The following is a 20,406-nucleotide window of genomic DNA, read 5'->3' on the forward strand; positions in this document are numbered from 1 at the left end:
CACGGTGGACACCCTTGCCTTAAGCTAACGGTTCCTACTGCCAAGCCTGTAGTGGACTTTCACCACCAAGTTATAGCCCATGCCGGGCGCACTAAAAAAAGAGCTTTCCCATTTAAATGAGAAAGCTCTTTTAATAAATTTTTTACATAATATGAATAGGTGTACCAAGAGCTACTTCTGCAGCTTCCATCGTAATTTCACCTAAAGTAGGATGAGCGTGGATTGTCATAGCAATGTCTTCAGCAGTCATTCCTGCTTCAATCGCTAATCCTAGTTCAGAAATAACATCAGAGGCGTTAGTACCAGCAATTTGTGCACCAATTACTAAACCATCCTCTTTACGAGTGATTAATTTCATGAAGCCGTCTGTGCTGTTAAGAGATAACGCTCTACCGTTGGCAGCAAAAGGAAACTTAGCGGCTTTGATATCAATACCTTCATCCTTAGCTTGTTGTTCAGTGTAACCAACTGTTGCAAGTTCAGGCTCAGAGAATACAACAGCAGGCATACCAATATAATCAACTTCAGAAGGTTGTCCAGAAATAGCTTCTGCAGCAATTTTTCCTTCATAAGAAGCTTTATGAGCTAATGGTAGTCCCGGAACAATATCACCAATCGCATAAATATTATTCACAGAAGTGCGGCATTGTTTATCTACCTCAATTAATCCTCGGTCATTTAATTTAACTCCAACTTGTTCAAGACCAAGTTCGCTTGTGTTTGGCTTTCGGCCCACAGTAACAAGAACGTAATCTGCTTCTACTGTTTCTTCTTTACCACCAGCTTCATACGTAACTTTAACACCGTCTTTAGTCTCTTCAACACCCTTAGCCATAGCCTTTGTTACAACATCAACATTTTTCTTTTTCAAACCTTTTTTAACAATTGATGTCATTTGCTTTTCAAAACCACTTAAGATATCGTCAGCACCTTCAAGGATAGTCACTTCTGTTCCAAGATTGGCATAAGCAGTACCAAGCTCAGTACCAACATAACCTCCGCCAATGACAACAAGTTTTCCAGGTCGCTCTTTAAGATTTAATGCTCCTGTCGAATCAAGAACACGATCAGAGAACTTAAAAGTAGGTAGTTCAATTGGGTGTGATCCTGTAGCAATAATAGCATTTTTAAAAGTATATGTTTGAGCTGATTTCTCATCCATTACACGAATGTTATGATCATCAACGAAATAAGCTTCCCCTTTAACAATCTCAACCTTATTACCTTTTAGTAATCCTTCTACACCACTAGTGAGTTTCTTAACTACACTACCTTTCCACTCTTGAAGTTTTGAAAAATCAAGACTAACTTTTTCAGTTTTGATTCCAAATTCTTCAGACTCCAGTGCGTTTTCATAGCGGTGAGAAGCTGAAATCAAGGCTTTAGAAGGAATACATCCTACGTTCAAACAAACACCGCCAAGATTCCCCTTTTCAACGATGGTGACTTTTTGGCCAAGTTGAGCGGCACGAATTGCCGCTACATACCCACCTGGTCCAGCTCCAATGACAAGTGTATCTGTTTCAATTGGAAAATCTCCTACTACCATTTCTTACCCCTCCATTAATAAAAGTTCAGGATCGTTTAGTAACCGTTTCATGTGGTTAAGTGCATTTTGAGCTGTTGCTCCGTCAATCATTCTGTGGTCAAAGCTTAAGGATAGAGCTAATACAGGGGCCGCAATAATCTCTCCATCTTGGACAACTGGTTTTTCTGCAATACGGCCAATTCCTAGAATAGCTACCTCTGGATGATTAATGACAGGTGTAAACCATTGGCCACCAGCAGAACCAATATTAGAAATTGTACAAGAAGCACCCTTCATCTCATTAGGAGCTAACTTCCCATCCCTTGCTTTCACAGCTAATTCATTAATTTCCTGTGAAATATTAAAGATTGATTTTGCATCTGCATTTTTAACAACAGGTACTAGCAGCCCTTTATCTGTATCTGCTGCAATACCTATATTGTAATAATGCTTATGGATGATTTCTCCAGCTTCATCATCAAGTGAAGTATTAAGTGCTGGATATTCACGTAGCGCACTTACTAGTGCCTTAACAACATATGGTAAGAATGTAAGCTTAATATCTTTCTCAGCAGCAACAGCCTTGAACTTCTTACGATGTGCAACTAGTTTCGTTACGTCTACTTCATCCATTAACGTAACATGAGGAGCGGTATGCTTAGAATTAACCATAGCCTTCGCAATTGCTTTACGGATACCACTCATTTTTTCGCGAGTTTCTGGATATTCTCCTTCAGGAACAGCTACAGACGCCGCTTTTGCTTCTTCTTTTACTGGTGCTTCAGCTTGTTTCGCTTCTGGAGCTCCACCTTGCAAGAAGGCATCAATATCTTCTTTTAGTACGCGGTTATTCTTACCAGAGCCATTTACTTGTTGAATATTAACGCCTTTTTCACGCGCATATTTTCTAACTGACGGCATGGCAATCACACGTCTATTTGGATCTACGTCAACTTCCACTTGAGTTCCAGCGCCCGTTGCTTCTGAATTTTGATCGGCTTGAACTTCTGCTTTTTGAACATCTTGACCAGCTTCAGCCGTAGATTGAACATCAGCTTCCGTTTTTTCGTCTCCATGATCCCCTTTAAATTGTAAATCTTCATAACCTGGAGCATCAAACTTAATTAAAGTTTGGCCTACTGTAGCTGTTTGTCCTTCTTCCACATAAATTTCTTCTACCGTACCTGCGACAGGAGAAGGAATTTCTACAACAGCTTTGTCGTTTTGAACTTCACAAAGCGTATCATCTTCCTCAATTTTGTCACCCGGCTTTACAAACCATTTAACTATATCGCCTTCGTGAATTCCTTCACCAATGTCTGGCATTTTAAATTCAAATGACATGGTCTTCACCCTCCTGTTAATTCTTTGTTAAAGATAATTTTGTTTTATGTTTGATTGGTACATTGTTGCTATATTTAAACAACGGGTGGAATCGTTTATATCCAGCGTCTAACGCTATTCATCTTTGTTGTTAAAAGTCTAGTACCTTTTTAGCTGTCTCCATAATATCTTTATGGTTTGGTAACCAAACTGCCTCAGCTTGAGAGAATGGATATACAGTATCAGGCGCTGTTACTCTCAAAACGGGAGCTTCGAGACTAAGAATAGCCCTTTCTGTAATTTCCGAAACTACATTCGCAGCAATACCAGCTTGTTTTTGTGCTTCTTGGACAACAATTGCACGATTTGTCTTTTCAACAGAAGCAATAATGGTCTCTATATCAATTGGGCTAACAGTTCTTAAATCAATGACCTCAACAGAGTGGCCTTCTTTTTCAAGCTCTTCTGCCGCTTTTACTGATTCATGTACCATAGCTCCATAAGTCACAATCGTTAAATCGGAACCTTCGCGTTTTACGTCAGCTTTTCCTAGTGGAATTGTATATTCTTCCTCTGGAACTTCTTGACGGAATGAACGATACAATTTCATATGCTCCAAGAAAATAACTGGATCGTTATCGCGGATAGCAGAGATCAACAATCCTTTTGCTTCATAAGGAGTGGACGGAATCACAACTTTCAATCCAGGTTGCTGTGCCATTAGCCCTTCAAGACTATCTGCGTGTAATTCCGGAGTATGAACACCACCACCGAATGGTGAGCGAATCGTAATTGGTGCATTTTTAGTATTACCGGAACGATATCTCCATCTAGCCATTTGGCCATTTACAGAATCCATTACTTCATATATAAATCCGAAAAATTGAATTTCGGGTACAGGTCGAAAACCTTCTTCTGCTAAACCAATCGAAAGACCGCCAATCCCCGACTCAGCAAGTGGTGTATCAAATACACGATTTTCACCAAATTCTTTCTGAAGCCCTTCAGTTGCACGGAATACACCGCCATTCACGCCAACGTCTTCACCGAACACAAGTACATTTTCGTCGTTGCGCAATTCAGTACGAAGCGCATCCGTGATAGCTTGAATCATTGTCATTTGCGCCATGGCTTACTTCGACTCCTTCTCTTTATAAATTTCATATTGCTCCTGCAAATTATTTGGTAATTCCTCAAACATATTTGAAATTAGGTCAGTTACCTTTTGCTTAGGAGTTTCATCAGCTTTTTTAATCGCTTCTTTGATTTCTTCCTTCGCTTGTTCAATCACTTCATTTTCTTTTTCCTCGTTCCAAATTCCTTTTTCAACAAGGAAATTACGAAGTCTTACAAGAGGATCTTTTTTCTCCCATTCATTATCAGTATCTGAAGTACGATAACGTGTAGGATCATCTCCTGCCATAGTATGTGGTCCATATCTGTAACATAATGTTTCAATTAGAGTTGGCCCACCACCGTTTACAGCACGGTCTCTTGCTTCTTTTACAACTGCATAAACCGCTAATGGGTCCATACCATCTACTAAAACTCCAGGAATTCCAACCGAAACGGCCTTTTGTGCAAGAGTTTTAGCAGCTGTTTGCAATTCCCGTGGTGTAGAAATAGCATATTGGTTATTTTGCACAATAAAGATCGCAGGTGCACCATATGCTCCAGCAAAGTTCATTCCTTCATAGAAATCTCCTTGAGATGTTCCACCATCCCCTGTGTATGTAACGGCCACAGTCTTTTTATTGCGTTTTTTCATTCCGAGCGCTACACCTGCAGTTTGCACATATTGCGCCCCGATGATAATTTGTGGTGAAGTCGCATTAACATCTTCAGGGAATTGGTTCCCGATAAAATGTCCTCTGGAGAATAGGAAAGCTTTATATAATGGTAGCCCATGCCAAATAATTTGTGGTACATCACGATAACCTGGCAAAATATAATCATCTTTTTCTAAAGCGAAATGAGAAGCAATTTGAGATGCTTCTTGACCTGCTGTTGGAGCATAGAACCCAAGTCGTCCTTGTCTATTAAGAGAAATACTTCTTTGATCTAGAATTCTTGTATACACCATACGGCGCATTAATTCTTCTAACTGCTCATCAGACAAATCAGGCATTAAATCTTTATTTACAACCTCGCCTTTTTCATTTAAAACCTGGACCATCTCAAATTGACTTTCAATTTTTTCGAGCGTCTTTTCAGCATCGAATTGTGCCTTCTTTGAAGCCATTGAAGCCACCTATCCTTTCTATATTGATATTTTGGAATGGATTAAAAGAGATTGTCATATTATGACAGCATTTAACACCATTTTAATTTTTCTTAGTATAAGTTTTCCACAATTCTATAAAGAATAACAAAAAATGAAGATTATGCTGTAAAAACAAACTGTATTAATCCATTTCACAAAAAAACTAAAACAACTTTTCACTTTTTCAGTTTACATGAAAACACATATTGCGTCAATAAATCTGCACAAAACAGAAAAGCATGAGGTACTCTTGAGTTAACCTGTATTATAATTTCCAGTTCAACTGTTATATATTTGTTTCCCTCTATGTTCTGTTATAGATTAGCTATTCTCATACATCGAACCTTATCGGAGTTGAGTATAACAAAGAAAAACAGGAATACGGGTAATCGCTTCCTGTTAATCTTCGCTGTCAGTAGTAATTTTAAATCCGGCCTTGTTGTAGAAGTCTAGTTTTTTCTCATTAAATTCTTCAGTTTTTTCATTAAATGTATCATTTGCATCTCGAACTTTTTCATACGCGTTATTGGAAGTTTCGATTTGTTCCTCGAGCTTTTCCATAGATAATTCTTCATCTTTCATGAGTTCATAAATCTTTTTATCTTCAGAAAGCCCTATAAGATAGGCTGAATAAAGCGTATCATAAGCACTGTAACGATCATCCATTAGAGTCGCCAGTTGTTGTGCTTCTTCCTTTAACTCTCCATCTTTAATTTTGTCCAACTCTGCCTTTGCCTTTTTAAATTCTTCTTTTGATTTTCCAAGAGCCTCTTTTTCCTTTTTTATGAGGTTTTCTCGTTCGTCTAAATTTGTCAAAGCTTCGTTAGATAATTTTTGAATTTGATCGAACTCTTTCATTCCTAGTTCCATAATCTCATCAAATAAAGCTTTTTCTTCCGATTCTAATTTGTTCATTGGCTTTTGCTGTTTTTCAAATGCGTTTTCTTGTGCTGCTGCATCTTCCATTATTTGATAGACATTTTCCTCCGGAGATGAGCATGCTGCAACCATAGTAGCTAATAAACCAATGGCCAGAAAAGTAATCAGTTTCTTCATCAAAACCCTCCTAACATCTTCCAATAAAACTATACCCTTATAACTAGAATTTGACAACTTTCTTGAGAATAAATAAGATTAATTTAGGCCAACAGGATGTTGGTCAGAACAGCGTTGCGCCAGGACGGCGTGAGTTTAGCTGTTCATCATATATATTTTTTGACTTGACTGGGGGAAATGGTTTTATGATTCGAATGAAAGATATTGTGAGAGAGGGCCACCCGGTTTTAAGAGAAACCGCACAAGAAATCAAAATGCCTCCATCGCAAGAAGATATTCGCATTTTAAAAGAGATGCAACAGTTTTTAGCTAATAGTCAGGATCCGGAATTGAGCGAAAAATATAATCTACGTGCTGGAGTTGGTCTTGCTGCTCCACAAATTAATATATCTAAGCGAATGATCGCGATTCGACTTGAAGAAGAGGATGGAAAGGAATATCTCTATTCCTTAATAAACCCGAAAATTATCAGTCATTCTGTCGAAAAGTCTTATTTGACTGCTGGGGAAGGCTGTTTATCCGTTGATCGAGATGTTCCCGGTTATGTCCCTCGCCATGCACGTATTACATTAAAAGGCTATGATATTGAGCGGGAAAGAGAAGTAAAATTAAGATTAAAAGGAATGCCTGCAATAGTGTTTCAACATGAAATGGATCATCTAAATGGTATTATGTTTTATGATCACATTAATGAAGACGATCCTTTTAAAGCACCTGAAGGAGCTATTCCAATTGATCGTTAGTCAACTCCTTTCATCAAAGACTGCTATCCACTTTGATGAAAGGAGTTTTTTACAGAAGAATCAATAACCTACTTTTTTCACTAGTTACCCACCTGTATTTATACCGTTACGTACGTAAAAACAAGCCAATGGGGTTGGCATTATACCAATCATATATTGTCTACAGTACGAAAACTTTATAATTTCATACTAAGCCAATGTCGAACTGATTGATGCTAGTTAGCTAAAGAATTGAACTTGCTCTTAAAGCAAACCAACTTTCTTTAACCCATTTGCTATACCATCTTGGTTTACATTTGTTGTGACAACATCCGCAACTTCCTTCACTTTATCCAAAGCATTCCCCATTGCTACTCCCGTGCCAACCGTTTTTAACATCTCAATATCATTTAATCCATCCCCAAATGCATAAACTTCCTCCATCTCAAATCCTAATTTTTCGATAAGCTTTTGTATCCCTTTTGCCTTCGATCCACCTTTTGGAATAACATCAACCGAATTCTCATGCCATCTAATAAAATCAAATTCAGTAAAATCTTCTGTATATGCCTCCTCTTGTTTATTGACAAATAGTAGAGCTTGATAGATAGTGGTTTCCCAATAAAAATCCGTATGAAATTGTGGATGAGCCAAATGCAATGTTCCCAAACTTTCTTCAATACGTTGATCATAATCCACATTTGCTTTAAGGGTTGAACGACTCATATAAACAATAGGGTGGCCTTTCTTTCTTGCTTCACTTTCCAGTTTGCTAAGATCTTTAGGATCCAATGGATTTTCGTAGATTACATCGCTATTAAACATAACAAACTGTCCATTAAAGCTCACATACGACTCCATACCTAGTTCTTTTAAAAGGGGTTCTACCATAAACGGCGCTCTTCCTGTTGCTAATGCCGTGTACACACCTTTTTCCTGCAAACTAACAATCGCTTCTTTAGTAGACTGAGGTAATTCTTTATTCTCATCTAGTAAAGTTCCATCGATATCAAAAAATACAATTTTGCTCATTTCTTAGTAGCCTCCAATTTTTTCCTTCTGTTGGTGATGATAGTTTTTAACCAAAAGCATATAATAAATTTACATAAATTGCACAAAAAGGAACTTCAACTAGATAAGTTACTTTTACTTTCGGCTTTAATCGGTTAAAATAGAATTAAGGAGTGAACCACAATGTTGAAGAAGCTCAAGAAAAAGCTTTTAAAACAGTGGAAAGATTTGCTTAGAAAGAAAACGATCGCTTGACTTGTTCATTCACCTTCCAATCAAGCCCCTCTGAAATAGGAGGGCTTATTCTTTATTTTCAATAGAGCCTGCCATTAAATTGACATAAAAAAATCAAAGATATGCACTAAGGAGAGGTAAAAAATGATTTTTAAAGTTTATTATCAAGAAGAACTTAAAGAAATGCCGGTTCGAGAAAAAACAATGACTTTATATGTAGAGTCAACCAGTGAACGAGAAGTAAGAAAATCTTTAAAAGAGTTTCCATTTAATGTTGAATTCGTTCAGGTTTTAGAAGGGCCTTATTTAGAATATGAAAAAAATAGCCCACATTTTAAATTACAGGAGAATCATTCATAATGAAATTTGTAAAAAATGATCAAACAGCAGTATTTGCCTTAGGCGGTTTAGGTGAGATTGGAAAAAACACTTATGGTGTCCAATTTCAAGATGAAATTATCGTTATCGATGCAGGGATCAAATTCCCTGAAGATGAATTACTCGGAATTGATTATGTTATTCCGGATTACACTTATTTAGTGAAAAATAGTGATAAAATTAAAGGCTTGTTTATCACCCATGGGCATGAGGATCATATCGGTGGCATCCCATACCTACTTCGCCAAATTAATATCCCGATATACGCAGGCAAACTTGCGATGGGCCTAATACGTAACAAGCTTGAAGAACATGGTCTATTACGTCAGGCACAACTACATGAAATTCACGAGGACGAAATTATTAAATTCCGAAAAACGTCTGTATCATTCTTCCGTACTACCCATAGCATTCCAGATTCATACGGAATTGTTGTTAAAACACCACCGGGCAACATTGTCCATACTGGAGATTTTAAATTTGACTTTACTCCTGTTGGAGAGCCAGCAAATCTTACAAAGATGGCTCAGATCGGAAAAGAAGGTGTACTTTGTCTCTTATCTGATAGTACAAATGCCGAAGTACCTAACTTCACAATGTCGGAAAGACGTGTAGGGGACAGTATCGACGAAATCTTCCGTAAGGTTGATGGCAGAATCATTTTTGCAACCTTCGCTTCTAATATTCATAGATTACAACAAGTTACTGATGCAGCGGTTGCTCACGGTCGAAAAATTGCTGTTTTCGGGCGCAGTATGGATGCGGCGATTGAGATCGGACAAAATTTGGGCTATATTCAAGCACCAAAAGAAACTTTTATTAGCCCACAACAATTAAATCGACTGCCTGCCAATAAAGTTACAATTCTTTGTACTGGCAGTCAGGGTGAGCCCATGGCTGCTCTATCGAGAATTGCCAATGGTACGCACCGCCAAATTCAAATACAACCTGGCGATACTGTTGTATTTTCTTCATCTCCTATTCCAGGAAATACGATTAGTGTCAACCGAACTATTAACTTGCTATATCGAGCTGGAGCAGATGTTATCGCCGGATCACTAAACAATATTCACACTTCTGGTCATGGGGGGCAGCAAGAACAAAAATTAATGCTTCGTCTTATGAAACCAAAGTTCTTTATGCCTATTCATGGAGAATTTAGAATGCAAAGGGTGCATGCAAAGTCTGCGGTTGAATGTGATGTTTTAGAAGAAAACTGTTTTATAATGGACAATGGAGAAGTCCTTGCGCTAAGTAGTGATGAGGCGAATGTCGCTGGAAAGATTCCGTCTGGTTCCGTCTATATTGATGGTAGTGGAATCGGAGATATCGGTAATATTGTTTTACGTGATAGAAAGATTCTTTCTGAAGAAGGTTTAGTTATTGTTGTTGTTTCTATTAACATGGAAACTCATCAAATAGTCGCTGGCCCTGATATTATTTCACGGGGATTTGTCTATATGAGAGAATCTGGAGATCTTATTAATGAGGCGCAGAAAAATATTACAAATCACTTAAATAAAGTTATGGATCGAAAAACAACACAATGGTCCGAGATAAAAACAGAAATTATCGATACTCTCACACCATTCCTTTATGAAAAAACAAAAAGACGCCCAATGATTCTACCTATTATTATGGAAGTTTGATTATAAAGGGTATTCGGTGTTTCATATGGAAAATACAAAATGATAGCCACATTAACAAATCGTGGGTATTGATTTTAAGTAATTAGACAATCCTCCGCACAGAGTGTAAACAAAAGGGTTGGAAATCAAAATGATTTCCAACCCTTTTGCTATTCATACAGGATCATTCTATGAAAAAGAGCCATAAAAGCTCTCCTTATGGTTTCTATTACGCCATGGTTGGCGTTTTCCATGTCCAGCTGGCCAGCTTCTTAAGATGTAAGGCAGCAAAAGTCAGCATCGCCTGCATGGACATTTTTTTAAGTCCCCTAAGGGTGTCCATCGTATGCCATGCTTTTCCCGATCTAAGTTGAGCTCCTCTTAGAGCCTCTTCTCATAAGCTCGCGTCTCTTTACGAACAACCTTCTTCTCAAATTTTCTTTTATTCGCGCTGGCTTTCACATGGGTTGAATCAATAAAGACATGGTCGGGCTGAGAAGCCCGCGGTTTGCCACCTCGTTTAGAACTTTATAGAAGATCTGCTCGAATAGGTCTGTATCCGCAAATCGACGCACATAGTTTTAAGGATCTATGCTGGATCTCCCAATGGTTGAGTAAAGATCTTCGACTAATGGATAGATAAAGAAGAAATCAATAGCCGCATCCAGTTTGCGCACCAGATGGTCTTGAGGAACCAACTGCTCTATTGTCAGCATTTCTAGCTGTTCGCGTTCATTAATTTGATTCTTCGTCATCATATCCATCACCTCATTCAGTTAATAGAAAATACCGCTGATTGGAGCGGAGAGCGGCGACTCCAGCGGGAACAGCGCGAGCTGAAGACCCTGGCCTGAGCGCAGCGAGGGAAGCGGCTGAAGCCGTGCCTGCGGAAATCAACCTTTCTAGCTTTATCTCCATTTTAAAAGAAAAAAGACTACAGACAAACACCAAAAATCATGGTGTTTGTCTACAGTCTGAGCGGAGGATAATCCCCTGCTTTTGCATTATAAAAATCGTTTTTATATTTTTTCTGTCTACAGTAAAGTATAAAAACTAACTTAACACCTTTTTTTCAAAGCGATTAATGTCTGTATCTGCCCCAATAACAATCAAAATATCTTCTTGTTGTAAAGGAGCTTCGGCTGGTGGAGTGACGATAATTTCCCTTCCCCTTTTGATTGCTACAATATTTATCCCGTATCTTGCACGCACATCTAAGTCAATTAAAGAATGACCAGCTAATAATTCATTTACCTTAATTTCCACAATACTATACTCATCAGAAAGTTCAAGATAATCGAGGATATTTTTTGAAACAATATAATGGGCTATTCTTCTGCCCATATCTCGTTCTGGATGGACTACATGGTCTGCCCCAATTTTGCGCAGAACTTTTGCGTGATGATCATTTTGTGCTTTAACAGTAATAAAGCGAACCCCAACTTCTTTCAAGATTAGTGTCGTTAAAATGCTTGATTGAATGTCATCACCGATCGCGACAATAACATGGTCAAAATTCCTAATCCCTAAATTTTTTAGAACCGCTTCATCTGTCGTATCAGCAATGGCCGCATGAGTAGCAATCGATGCATATTCATTTACCCTTTCCTCGTCCTTATCAATGGCCAAAACTTCCATTCCTTGCTCCAATAATTCTGTACAAATACTTCCCCCAAAACGACCAAGCCCGATAACTGCGAATTGTTTTTTCATCTTTCTCCTCCCTTGCGCCTACAAAACAATCCTTTATTCCTTATTGTGATCTTTTGCATATGTCCAACCATGTTCTTGATAAACTTTTCCTTCTTTTAATAGTTTTCCTAAAGCACGTTTGAAGGAGCCTTTGCTCATATTAAAACGTTTCTTAATGTCCTCAGGTTGACTTTTATCTGAATATGGCATTGACCCATTACGCCCTAATAAGTAATCAAAAATTTGCATGGCATCTTGATCAATCCGTTCATGCGTCCGTGGCAATAATGAAATATTAATGGTACCATCTGTTTTTACATCAATAACTCGCCCATTGATCTCTGCTCCAAGCCGTGGTTCTTCTTCTCTTTCCGATTCATGGATAAATCCTATTAGCCCTTCATCAGTTATAACCGAAGAACCAGCGAGGAGAACGCGAAACACTCGCCCATTAATTGATCGATTTAAATAACTATTATCAGCCTCTTTTACATTTGCACGCATCACTTCATCTGTTGCTGGCAATCCAAATAAGCGATCTTTATTATTTTTAATTAAAGTACAGAAGAGTTTGTCTCCTTCCCTCGGCCAGAGATGCATAGAATCTGGTAGATCATCCAGAGAGATAAGGATATCCTTCTTTAACCCGATATTAATGAAAATACCAAGTCCCTCTTTCATTCCAACGACTTCAACCCAATCATATTTTCCTACTTGAATAGACGGAATCGTCTGTGAAGCAGACAAACGTCCTTGGTGATCTTGATAGAGAAAGACCTCTATTTCCTGATCAAGTTCAATCGAATCGTTTATTTCAAGATGATGCAAGAGCACATCCTCCTCACCATCTGATAAAAAATAGCCAAAAGGTGCTTCTCGCACCACTTTTAATTGTACTGTTGTTCCAGCTTCCATTCGTTAATCCTCCGATCTAGTCTTCATCCCTGAATAGTGTTCATTATATCATGCCACGGTTATAAACAAAATTGTCATTGATTGATATTTAGGTTGCTTGCACTCGTTTTTGCAAACTTCTATCTTTCGCATATAAAATTATAAATAACACTGTACCAATAAAGGCTGAAATGGCCCCGATTTTATAAATAAAGCCTCCACCATACAGATCCATCAAATATCCTCCTGCTGCACTACCAATAATGGTAGCTAAACCATTAAATGTTGCATAATAGGCTGTTTGCCCTGTAGCGAGCATCTCTTCAGGTATGATCTTGGCAATATATTGTAGAGCAGAAACCATAAAGATAGCAAATGTCACACTATGTAATGCTTGTGAATAAATAATCATCATTGGATCACTTAGTAAACCATATAAAAACCATCTCCCTGTATAAAAGCTCCCTGCCATTCCCAATAGCACTAGCAATGGTATTCTCCTCATTAATAAATACATAATCGCCACCACTGGAGCTTCACTTAACGCAGAAAACGTCCAAGCTAAACCAATTCTTCCCTCCGAAGCTCCTAATGACTTTAAATAAAGCGCCAACATACTGTCATTCATCCTGTGAGGAATAGCGATAAATAAGATAGCAATTAAAAAGAACAGAAATCGTAAATTCCGAAAAGCTCGTTGAAATCCTATTTTTGTTAATGGTTTCCTTTCAACCACAGGATCCATAAGACGAGTCGCTAGAAATAAAACTCCAATCATTATAATGGAATAGATAATCCATAAATATTCAATACCTATTCCCCCAATAAGGTTGCCTAAGACAAATGAAGCAATCGCGAAACCGATGGATCCCCATACACGAATGGAGCCATAACTTATTCCTTTTTCTTTGGAAAAAACAGTTGAAAGACTATCAAGCAACGGTTGGATCGGTGACATAAAAAAGTGAAAAATCATCATCATTAAAATCAAGATTGACATTGTTGGGCTAAAGAAAACAGCTAGTCCTGTTATAAGCGTTGCTAATAGTAAAAATAAGATAATATTTTTAACAGTTTGTCTTTTATCAGATATCACTCCCCAGAAAGGTTGAGAAAAGATTGCCACTATCGGACCGACAGATAAAACAATCCCAATTTGGGCAGGACTCAACCCCTTGAAACGAAATAACAATGGTAAAAACGCATTGATCATTGACACAATCCAATAATAAAAGAAATTAAATAGAGATATTCTTAACATTGTCTAACTCCTTAGCTGAAGACATAAAAAGGAGGATGATCCACAAATTGATCAACCCCCTTTTTTAAAATAGAAATAGTGAGTATTAGTTTTAACTCTCTGTAGCCAGCAATATTCAGCTCTGTATCGTTGCATAGATTGACTGTGAGCAAGATTGAATGTACAGGCTATAACACTATTTTACCCTTAAATTGCTTTCATCACTTTAAACTGTGCTTCGATTAAACGATAATATTCGCCTTTGTATTCCATTAGTTCATCATGATTTCCTTCTTCAATAATTTCTCCCTGTTGAAGAACGAATATTTTATCGGAATCTCTAATGGTTGAAAGTCTATGAGCAATAATAATCGATGTTCTGCCTTCGAGTAAGGTTTGTAAGGCCTTTTGAATTTGAACTTCTGTTTCGGTATCAATACTTGCTGTCGCTTCATCCAATATAATAATACGGGGATCAGCCAAGAGCGCTCTAGCAAATGACAATAATTGTCGTTCCCCTACAGATAATATATTTCCTCTTTCTTCTACTTCTGTTTCATAGCCCATTGGTAATTTTTTAATGAACTTGTCGGCTCCTATCGCTTCTGCCGCTGCCTTAACCTGTTCATCTGTTGCGGCTGGATTACCAAAACGAATATTTTCCATGATCGTACCTGAAAAAATAAAGGTGTCTTGTAATACCACACTGATTTGCCGACGAAGTTCAGTTAAAGAGACATCTTGCAAATCTTTTCCATCAATACGAACAGCTCCTGCTGTTGGATCATAAAAACGTGTAATTAAGTTGGCAATCGTTGATTTTCCTGACCCTGTATGACCTACAAGGGCAATCGTTTGGCCAGGTAACATTTCTAATGAAATTCCATTTAATGCCTTTCTTTTATCGTCATATGAAAATTCAACTTTGTCAAACTGAATATGTCCTTCAATATGTCCCAATGCAAGTGGCTTTTCTTTTTCATGAACAATCGGAAGTTCATCCAAATATTCAAAGATCCGCTCAGAAGAAGCCATTGCCATTAACAATTGATTATATAGTTGCCCCAGTCTGGAAATTGGTTCCCAAAACATTCCAATATAGAAAGCAAAGGAAACAAATTGACCAAGGGAGAGGGAACCACTTTGAATCAAATGTGCACCATACCATAATAATATTCCAGTTCCTACGGCATTCGTTACATCGACTAACGGACGAAACATAGCGCTTTTTTTCGTTGCCACTCGCCAAGCTTCAAAGTTTTCAGTGTTGACTCCATCAAAAAAAGCCATATTTTCATGTTCCTGTGTAAAACTTTGTGTAACTCTGATACCTTGGATACTTTCATTTAAATGCGAATTCAGTTTTGATTGCTTTAATCGCATATATTGCCAAGATCGGCGAATGCTCTTTCTAAGGGTTGTAGAAAGTAAAAACATCAAAGGAAGTACAACTAAAACGGCCAGTGTTAACTGTGGACTCAATGTAAATAGAATAATAATGACCCCAAAAAGCATCAAGATATCCATAAATACATTAATAACCCCATTTGTAAATAAATCCTGTAACGAGTTCGTATCATTCATGATCCTGACAAGGATAGACCCTGCTGAACGTTGATCGAAAAAACGATGTGACAATCCTTGGACATGGGTAAAGAGATGTTTCCGTAAATCATAAATCACCTTTTGCCCTAATTCATTACTCCATTTGATACGATAAATATTAGCTATATAATTTAAAATATATAAGAGTGCGATACCACCTACAATCCACATTAAATAAGATATATTTTTCTCTTCATTAATCGCCTTATCTAAAGCATAGACACCAATCATAATAGGAATGATTAATCGAATCGCTGTTGTCACAAGTACGGTGATAATAGATGCAGGCAATAAATTTTTGACATATGGACCAAGGTAATTTAATAAACGATAGAGCTGTTTCCAATTAAATGGCTTATCAATCAATTGTTCCGTTGAGTAATGAAAGCGTTCCATTACAAGTGGATTTAGTTTTTTGTCTTTTTTCATCTATTACTCACCCTCTCTGCCCTTGCAAAATGGCCTTTTGATCTTGGAACTGAATTTTATATACACGTTCATATAGACCATTTCCATGAATAAGTTCTTCATGGGTGCCTCTTTCAACAATTCTTCCATTCTCTAATACAAGTATTTTATCTGCATGTTTCAATGAAGATATTCTGTGCGCAATGATAAATGTCGTTCTTCCCCGCATCACTTCTCTCATGGCCCCTTGAATTTTAAATTCCGTTTCCATATCAACAGCACTTGTTGCATCATCAAGGATTAGAATACTCGGATCAAGGCAAATCGCGCGAGCAATTGCAATTCGTTGTTTTTGTCCCCCAGATAATCCCAGTCCTCTTTCACCTAGTACAGTATCATATCCATCAGGCATTTGCGTGATAAATTCATGAGCATCAGCTCTTTTTGCTGCATCAATAATATCTTCCATACTTGCATCCGGTCGACCATAAGCAATATTCGCCTTTATCGTAGACGAAAACAGAAAGCTTTCCTGTAATACAAATCCGATATTACCTCTTAAAGCTTTTAATGAATAATCTTTTACATTTTTTCCATCGACAAGCACTTCGCCTGATTCTGCTTCATAAAATCTAGTAATTAGCTGAGTAATACTTGTTTTCCCTGAACCAGTTGCTCCGACAAGCCCGATAATCTCACCAGGTTCAGCATCAAAATTTATATCTGTTAAAGATAAGTTATCTTCTCCCGCATAGCGAAGAGATACATGATTAAATTCTACTTTTCCTTCAAGTCGTTCTGGTGAATATGCTCCTTCTTTATCTTTAATATCCTCTTGTGCCTCGAGAATTTCTAATAAGCGCTCACCAGATGCCTTGGATTGAGAAAACTGATTAATCGTGAATCCTAGATTCATAATTGGCCATAAAATATAACCAACCAAACTATAAAAAGCTACCAATTCACCAGGTTTCAAGGAACCATTGATTACAAAATATCCCCCAAGAGAGAGTAATGCGATCACACAGAAATTCCCCAAAAACTCCATTAACGGAAAATACTTTGCCCAAATATTAGAAGTGAAAATATTGCGATCTTTATAGTCTTCATTAGAATAATTAAATTTTTGATTTTGAAATTCTTCACGGGATAAAGATTTTACTGTATTAATCCCAGAAATACTTTCTTGAACATTTGTATTTAGCTTTCCAAATGAACGACGGATATTACGGAAGGCCGGATGAACAGCCCTATCAAACTTAAACACTACGAAAAATAAAAAAGGTAATGAAATCATTGTTGCAAATGTTAATGGGACTGAATAATAAAACATAACTCCAAATGTAACTGTTAATAATAGTACAAGTCTAATAATTTCTGCAAAGCCAAATGATAAAAAGAAGCGAAATGATTCAACATCAGCTGTTAAACGTGACATTAAATCTCCTGTTTTAGCATTATCATAATAACGGAATGGCAAAAACTGCAACTTACCATATAAGGCTTTCCTCATTCTATATACGGAGTTAATACCAAATAAATCCCCCATATATTGCTGAAAAAACGTTGCAACTGCCTTTACAAGCATGATCCCAAAAAAGGCAAGTGTTAACGGCATGATCCAATCGTATTGTTGATTTAACACAACATTATCAATCGTCAATTGAAGAATGATTGGATAAATTACTGTAATGGCCGTAACAACAAATAAAAAAATAGTTGAAATGATAAAGAACTTTTTATATGGCCAATAATATTTCCTTAACTTTTTAAACGTTTGCATAAAGTCCCCTCCTCAATGGCTTTCGGCCATGATACTTAATATATCGGTTTCCGAAATGAATTTCCACTATTTTTTTATAAATTATTACTATTCATTCGAATATCCGATTCACCCTACATCTAAAGTCTGAACAGGCATTTTTTAGAAGAAATCGGTCACGCTCCAATTAAAATAATGTATTTTTACCCTGACTATTATAATCGTTTTCAATTCGTCTTGCGAGGGAATTGTACAAAAAAATAAAAAAGATGCCCTTGAAATCATATGGGCATCTCAAAAACATATGAATAAATTTTAACGTAACTGAATCCATTTCATAATAGAGATTTTAACATTCAAATCCGAACAGCGTTGATTTACGCTTCAGGTTGACGCTTTCCGGGGGACAGCTCGGGATCTCCCCTGTCACGCTAATCCCTCAGGTGTCGCCACCTTCCGCTCCAATCAACTAAGTTAAGGTAATACATGGACTAACACTTCAATCTCCTTTAACAATAACGTTCGTGTATTGATCATTAATAAGCAATGATGAAATGGACTCAACTAAAAAATTTTAACTAATATTCAAATTATTGATTTCACATCTTAACTAATTTTAATTCGTGTGTAGCTTTTGTTACTAGTAGAAAAAATCTCTACACCAAAGCCTATTCAGTTCTTGTCGAGATAATTGATTGAACGACATCTACAAATGCTTTAACTTGCCGTAGTTCGAAAACAGATTCATATCCTAATAACCAAGTATCACGCTTTAATGCCTGCTGTTTATCATCTAATAATGGAATTTTATACACATCTGTTTCTGAGCCAGTAAGGGTAATAGCAGGTAATATCGCGTATCCAATGCCATTATATGTCATCTGCTTACAAGTCTCTATCTGGTCCACCACAATCGTTCGTCTTGGAAATATTTGAAATTGGCGATGCCACCAATCTTGAATTTCTTGATAATACGTGGAATCACTTTTGAATTGAATAAAAGGGCGTTCGGTTTCTAATACTTCTTCCACCTTTTGAATTTCCCGATCAACTAGATAAAGCTGATCCTCAAAAAGATGATGTTTAATACCTTTCCAATCGGTAGTCCCTCTAATGATCCCTAAATGAACTTCTCCTTCATACAAACTCTTTAAAATTTCACTACTCCAGCCCGTTATTAAAGAAACTTTTGCGTATGGATAAGTGCGCAGAAACTCTTTTAACACTTTTGGTAGCCAATTATGACCAACAATTGAAGCACAAGCAATTTTCAAGGTGCCATGCACATGGGTTTGGAGAGATTGGAGCTCTTCAAAAACACGATCTTGCTTTTCTAAAATATTTTTTGCGAAATTCACTACAATTTCTCCAGAAGGAGTCAGAATCAGTCCTTTTTGTGTTCTAAGAAATAAAGATACACCCCAATATTTTTCAATATTTTGCAAACGTTGTGATAATGCCGGTTGTGATACAAATAATTTTTCTGCTGCCTTACGCATATTCGCTTCTTTCGCAAGTACTACAAGCAATTGATAGTCGGATATTGACAATTGTATCTTCCTTTCAGCATTATAAGAAAAGCGCAAGCGCCTGTTCAGCGGCGTACAAATTTTGAATCCATTGTTTTGAACAAGGTTAAACAGCTAAAGCTACCACGTCCTGCGGCAGAAACAAACCGCGATGTCCTGTCGCTTTGACTGGAATAATACAACCCGTACATCGCAAGGCCGTTCTGACCAATGTCCTGTTGGCCCAAAAAGATTAGCTCCCTAAACGGGAGCCATATTTTATACATGATCTAATTTACCTAAATAATTTTTTAATTCCTTTAAAAGGATTCTTCTTGTAAAGATGCCTTCAAAAAAACCTTCACGATCTTCAACACATAAAAAAGGATAGTCAATCAGCAAATCAAGAGCTTTTTCAAACTCTTCATCCACACGTATTTTCGGAATTTGAATTTGCATAACATCTTCCACTTTTTTATCGCTTAATTTCTCAAATTCAATTCGTTCTAATCCAAGTATGGACTCCGTAATTAAAGGAGAACTAATCAATCCATGCAGTTTAAAACGTGCATCTAATACCGGAATTGCGGAATAACCACTTTTTGTCAAAACTAATAAAGCATGTTCTAGGTTATTTCCGATCTGGACATGAGCAACTTTTTCGGATGGGATTATATAATCACTTATTTGTGGGTTCATGTTTTGATGACTTTGTAAGGAAATCATTTCAATCCCTCATCTCTTTATAATCTTAACTCTTCCTCATTTTAACATAAACCCATTAGGAAAGCGCTTTATTTGATGTATTTTTAACGAATTTTTAAAAAGTGCTAATTTAAGATCGTTCTTTCTCTTCCTGAATCATTTCAAAAATCTCAATCGCAGCCATGTCGATATCATCAAATTGGTATTTCTGCTTGTCATGATCTTTACTATATTCCTCTACCTCATATGTATGAGAAGCAGGGAAGTATTTTACCTGGCATAAAACTTTTTGATTCACCTCAAATAACCGTTGAGGAACATCCTCTTGATCTCCATTATTTTGCATGGTTTGAAGCCTTTGTATAATGCTTACTAATTGTGACATTGTTAAACTCCTTTCTTAAAAGACAATGTAATTATAAAAGACTTAAGAACTTGAATGCAAACCT

The 20,406-nt window shown here is 37.1% G+C and carries 17 protein-coding genes and 1 pseudogene; 3 read left to right on the forward strand and 15 right to left on the reverse strand.

The window, feature by feature from the left end; all coding sequences use genetic code 11:
- Positions 1 to 142: 142 nt before the first annotated feature.
- From lpdA to J2Z23_RS12465, 5 genes are all read right to left on the reverse strand, one after another.
- The gene (gene lpdA, locus J2Z23_RS12445; RefSeq protein WP_064467863.1) at positions 143 to 1,549 is read right to left on the reverse strand and encodes a dihydrolipoyl dehydrogenase; all 1,407 of its coding nucleotides are present in this window, start codon (positions 1,547 to 1,549) and stop codon (positions 143 to 145) included.
- A gap of 3 nt (positions 1,550 to 1,552) precedes the next feature.
- On the reverse strand, positions 1,553 to 2,872 hold the full coding sequence (locus J2Z23_RS12450) for a dihydrolipoamide acetyltransferase family protein (RefSeq protein ID WP_057982401.1): 1,320 nt from the start codon (positions 2,870 to 2,872) through the stop codon (positions 1,553 to 1,555).
- A 130-nt stretch (positions 2,873 to 3,002) separates the two neighbouring features.
- Positions 3,003 to 3,980: an alpha-ketoacid dehydrogenase subunit beta gene (locus tag J2Z23_RS12455; protein ID WP_209974118.1), complete on the reverse strand. Its 978-nt coding sequence runs from the start codon at positions 3,978 to 3,980 to the stop codon at positions 3,003 to 3,005.
- Positions 3,981 to 3,983: 3 nt separating this feature from the next.
- Entirely contained in the window at positions 3,984 to 5,093 is a 1,110-nt protein-coding gene (gene pdhA / locus J2Z23_RS12460; protein WP_057982397.1) for a pyruvate dehydrogenase (acetyl-transferring) E1 component subunit alpha, read from the reverse strand.
- A 420-nt stretch (positions 5,094 to 5,513) separates the two neighbouring features.
- Positions 5,514 to 6,170, reverse strand: coding sequence for a YkyA family protein (locus J2Z23_RS12465; RefSeq protein ID WP_209974120.1), 657 nt, complete (start codon positions 6,168 to 6,170; stop codon positions 5,514 to 5,516).
- 185 nt (positions 6,171 to 6,355) lie between these two features.
- Between J2Z23_RS12465 and def the strand changes: the two genes are divergently transcribed.
- Positions 6,356 to 6,913: a peptide deformylase gene (gene def / locus J2Z23_RS12470; protein ID WP_057982393.1), complete on the forward strand. Its 558-nt coding sequence runs from the start codon at positions 6,356 to 6,358 to the stop codon at positions 6,911 to 6,913.
- 243 nt (positions 6,914 to 7,156) lie between these two features.
- Here def and J2Z23_RS12475 read toward each other — a convergent pair whose 3' ends face one another.
- Positions 7,157 to 7,924, reverse strand: a complete 768-nt coding sequence (locus J2Z23_RS12475; RefSeq protein WP_209974122.1) for a Cof-type HAD-IIB family hydrolase — start codon at positions 7,922 to 7,924, stop codon at positions 7,157 to 7,159.
- Positions 7,925 to 8,281: 357 nt separating this feature from the next.
- Between J2Z23_RS12475 and J2Z23_RS12480 the strand changes: the two genes are divergently transcribed.
- Both J2Z23_RS12480 and rnjA read left to right on the forward strand, forming a co-directional pair.
- Complete coding sequence (locus tag J2Z23_RS12480; RefSeq protein WP_057982390.1) at positions 8,282 to 8,497, forward strand: DNA-dependent RNA polymerase subunit epsilon; 216 nt, start codon at positions 8,282 to 8,284, stop codon at positions 8,495 to 8,497.
- Positions 8,497 to 10,164: a ribonuclease J1 gene (gene rnjA, locus J2Z23_RS12485; RefSeq protein ID WP_064467861.1), complete on the forward strand. Its 1,668-nt coding sequence runs from the start codon at positions 8,497 to 8,499 to the stop codon at positions 10,162 to 10,164. Before J2Z23_RS12480 ends, rnjA begins: the two co-directional genes overlap by 1 nt.
- A 363-nt stretch (positions 10,165 to 10,527) precedes the next feature.
- Here rnjA and J2Z23_RS12490 read toward each other — a convergent pair.
- The 9 genes and pseudogenes from J2Z23_RS12490 to J2Z23_RS12530 form a co-directional block, all read right to left on the reverse strand.
- Positions 10,528 to 10,901 (reverse strand): annotated as a pseudogene (locus J2Z23_RS12490) (transposase); the annotation flags it as partial.
- Between the two features lie 295 nt (positions 10,902 to 11,196).
- A complete protein-coding gene (locus tag J2Z23_RS12495) occupies positions 11,197 to 11,856 on the reverse strand; it encodes a potassium channel family protein (RefSeq protein ID WP_057982384.1) in 660 nt (219 codons plus the stop codon).
- Between the two features lie 33 nt (positions 11,857 to 11,889).
- Positions 11,890 to 12,750 (reverse strand): CvfB family protein, encoded by an 861-nt coding sequence (locus J2Z23_RS12500; protein WP_057982382.1) that lies wholly within the window; start codon positions 12,748 to 12,750, stop codon positions 11,890 to 11,892.
- An 88-nt stretch (positions 12,751 to 12,838) separates the two neighbouring features.
- Entirely contained in the window at positions 12,839 to 13,990 is a 1,152-nt protein-coding gene (locus J2Z23_RS12505) for an MFS transporter (protein WP_057982380.1), read from the reverse strand.
- 186 nt (positions 13,991 to 14,176) lie between these two features.
- On the reverse strand, positions 14,177 to 16,003 hold the full coding sequence (locus J2Z23_RS12510) for an ABC transporter ATP-binding protein (protein WP_057982378.1): 1,827 nt from the start codon (positions 16,001 to 16,003) through the stop codon (positions 14,177 to 14,179).
- Between the two features lie 7 nt (positions 16,004 to 16,010).
- Positions 16,011 to 17,765, reverse strand: a complete 1,755-nt coding sequence (locus J2Z23_RS12515; RefSeq protein WP_057982376.1) for an ABC transporter ATP-binding protein — start codon at positions 17,763 to 17,765, stop codon at positions 16,011 to 16,013.
- A 647-nt stretch (positions 17,766 to 18,412) separates the two neighbouring features.
- The gene (locus J2Z23_RS12520) at positions 18,413 to 19,294 is read right to left on the reverse strand and encodes a LysR family transcriptional regulator (RefSeq protein WP_057982374.1); all 882 of its coding nucleotides are present in this window, start codon (positions 19,292 to 19,294) and stop codon (positions 18,413 to 18,415) included.
- Positions 19,295 to 19,531: 237 nt separating this feature from the next.
- A complete protein-coding gene (gene cbpB, locus J2Z23_RS12525; protein WP_057982372.1) occupies positions 19,532 to 19,978 on the reverse strand; it encodes a cyclic-di-AMP-binding protein CbpB in 447 nt (148 codons plus the stop codon).
- A gap of 109 nt (positions 19,979 to 20,087) precedes the next feature.
- Positions 20,088 to 20,342 (reverse strand): YkuJ family protein, encoded by a 255-nt coding sequence (locus tag J2Z23_RS12530; protein WP_057982369.1) that lies wholly within the window; start codon positions 20,340 to 20,342, stop codon positions 20,088 to 20,090.
- Positions 20,343 to 20,406 lie beyond the last annotated feature (64 nt).

It is taken from the genome of Lederbergia galactosidilytica (assembly GCF_017873565.1).
GTDB classification, from domain to species: domain Bacteria; phylum Bacillota; class Bacilli; order Bacillales; family Bacillaceae_C; genus Lederbergia; species Lederbergia galactosidilytica.

What these genes read in the sequence shown, in the direction of transcription:
- lpdA (WP_064467863.1), bottom strand. Translation starts at nt 1,549, where the DNA reads ATGGTAGTAGGAGATTTTCCAATTGAAACAGATACACTTGTCATTGGA.
- J2Z23_RS12515 (WP_057982376.1), bottom strand. Translation starts at nt 17,765, where the DNA reads ATGCAAACGTTTAAAAAGTTAAGGAAATATTATTGGCCATATAAAAAG.
- J2Z23_RS12480 (WP_057982390.1), top strand. Translation starts at nt 8,282, where the DNA reads ATGATTTTTAAAGTTTATTATCAAGAAGAACTTAAAGAAATGCCGGTT.
- J2Z23_RS12510 (WP_057982378.1), bottom strand. Translation starts at nt 16,003, where the DNA reads ATGAAAAAAGACAAAAAACTAAATCCACTTGTAATGGAACGCTTTCAT.
- cbpB (WP_057982372.1), bottom strand. Translation starts at nt 19,978, where the DNA reads ATGATTTCCTTACAAAGTCATCAAAACATGAACCCACAAATAAGTGAT.
- pdhA (WP_057982397.1), bottom strand. Translation starts at nt 5,093, where the DNA reads ATGGCTTCAAAGAAGGCACAATTCGATGCTGAAAAGACGCTCGAAAAA.
- J2Z23_RS12500 (WP_057982382.1), bottom strand. Translation starts at nt 12,750, where the DNA reads ATGGAAGCTGGAACAACAGTACAATTAAAAGTGGTGCGAGAAGCACCT.
- J2Z23_RS12450 (WP_057982401.1), bottom strand. Translation starts at nt 2,872, where the DNA reads ATGTCATTTGAATTTAAAATGCCAGACATTGGTGAAGGAATTCACGAA.
- J2Z23_RS12505 (WP_057982380.1), bottom strand. Translation starts at nt 13,990, where the DNA reads ATGTTAAGAATATCTCTATTTAATTTCTTTTATTATTGGATTGTGTCA.
- J2Z23_RS12475 (WP_209974122.1), bottom strand. Translation starts at nt 7,924, where the DNA reads ATGAGCAAAATTGTATTTTTTGATATCGATGGAACTTTACTAGATGAG.
- def (WP_057982393.1), top strand. Translation starts at nt 6,356, where the DNA reads ATGATTCGAATGAAAGATATTGTGAGAGAGGGCCACCCGGTTTTAAGA.
- J2Z23_RS12455 (WP_209974118.1), bottom strand. Translation starts at nt 3,980, where the DNA reads ATGGCGCAAATGACAATGATTCAAGCTATCACGGATGCGCTTCGTACT.
- J2Z23_RS12530 (WP_057982369.1), bottom strand. Translation starts at nt 20,342, where the DNA reads ATGTCACAATTAGTAAGCATTATACAAAGGCTTCAAACCATGCAAAAT.
- J2Z23_RS12465 (WP_209974120.1), bottom strand. Translation starts at nt 6,170, where the DNA reads ATGAAGAAACTGATTACTTTTCTGGCCATTGGTTTATTAGCTACTATG.
- J2Z23_RS12495 (WP_057982384.1), bottom strand. Translation starts at nt 11,856, where the DNA reads ATGAAAAAACAATTCGCAGTTATCGGGCTTGGTCGTTTTGGGGGAAGT.
- rnjA (WP_064467861.1), top strand. Translation starts at nt 8,497, where the DNA reads ATGAAATTTGTAAAAAATGATCAAACAGCAGTATTTGCCTTAGGCGGT.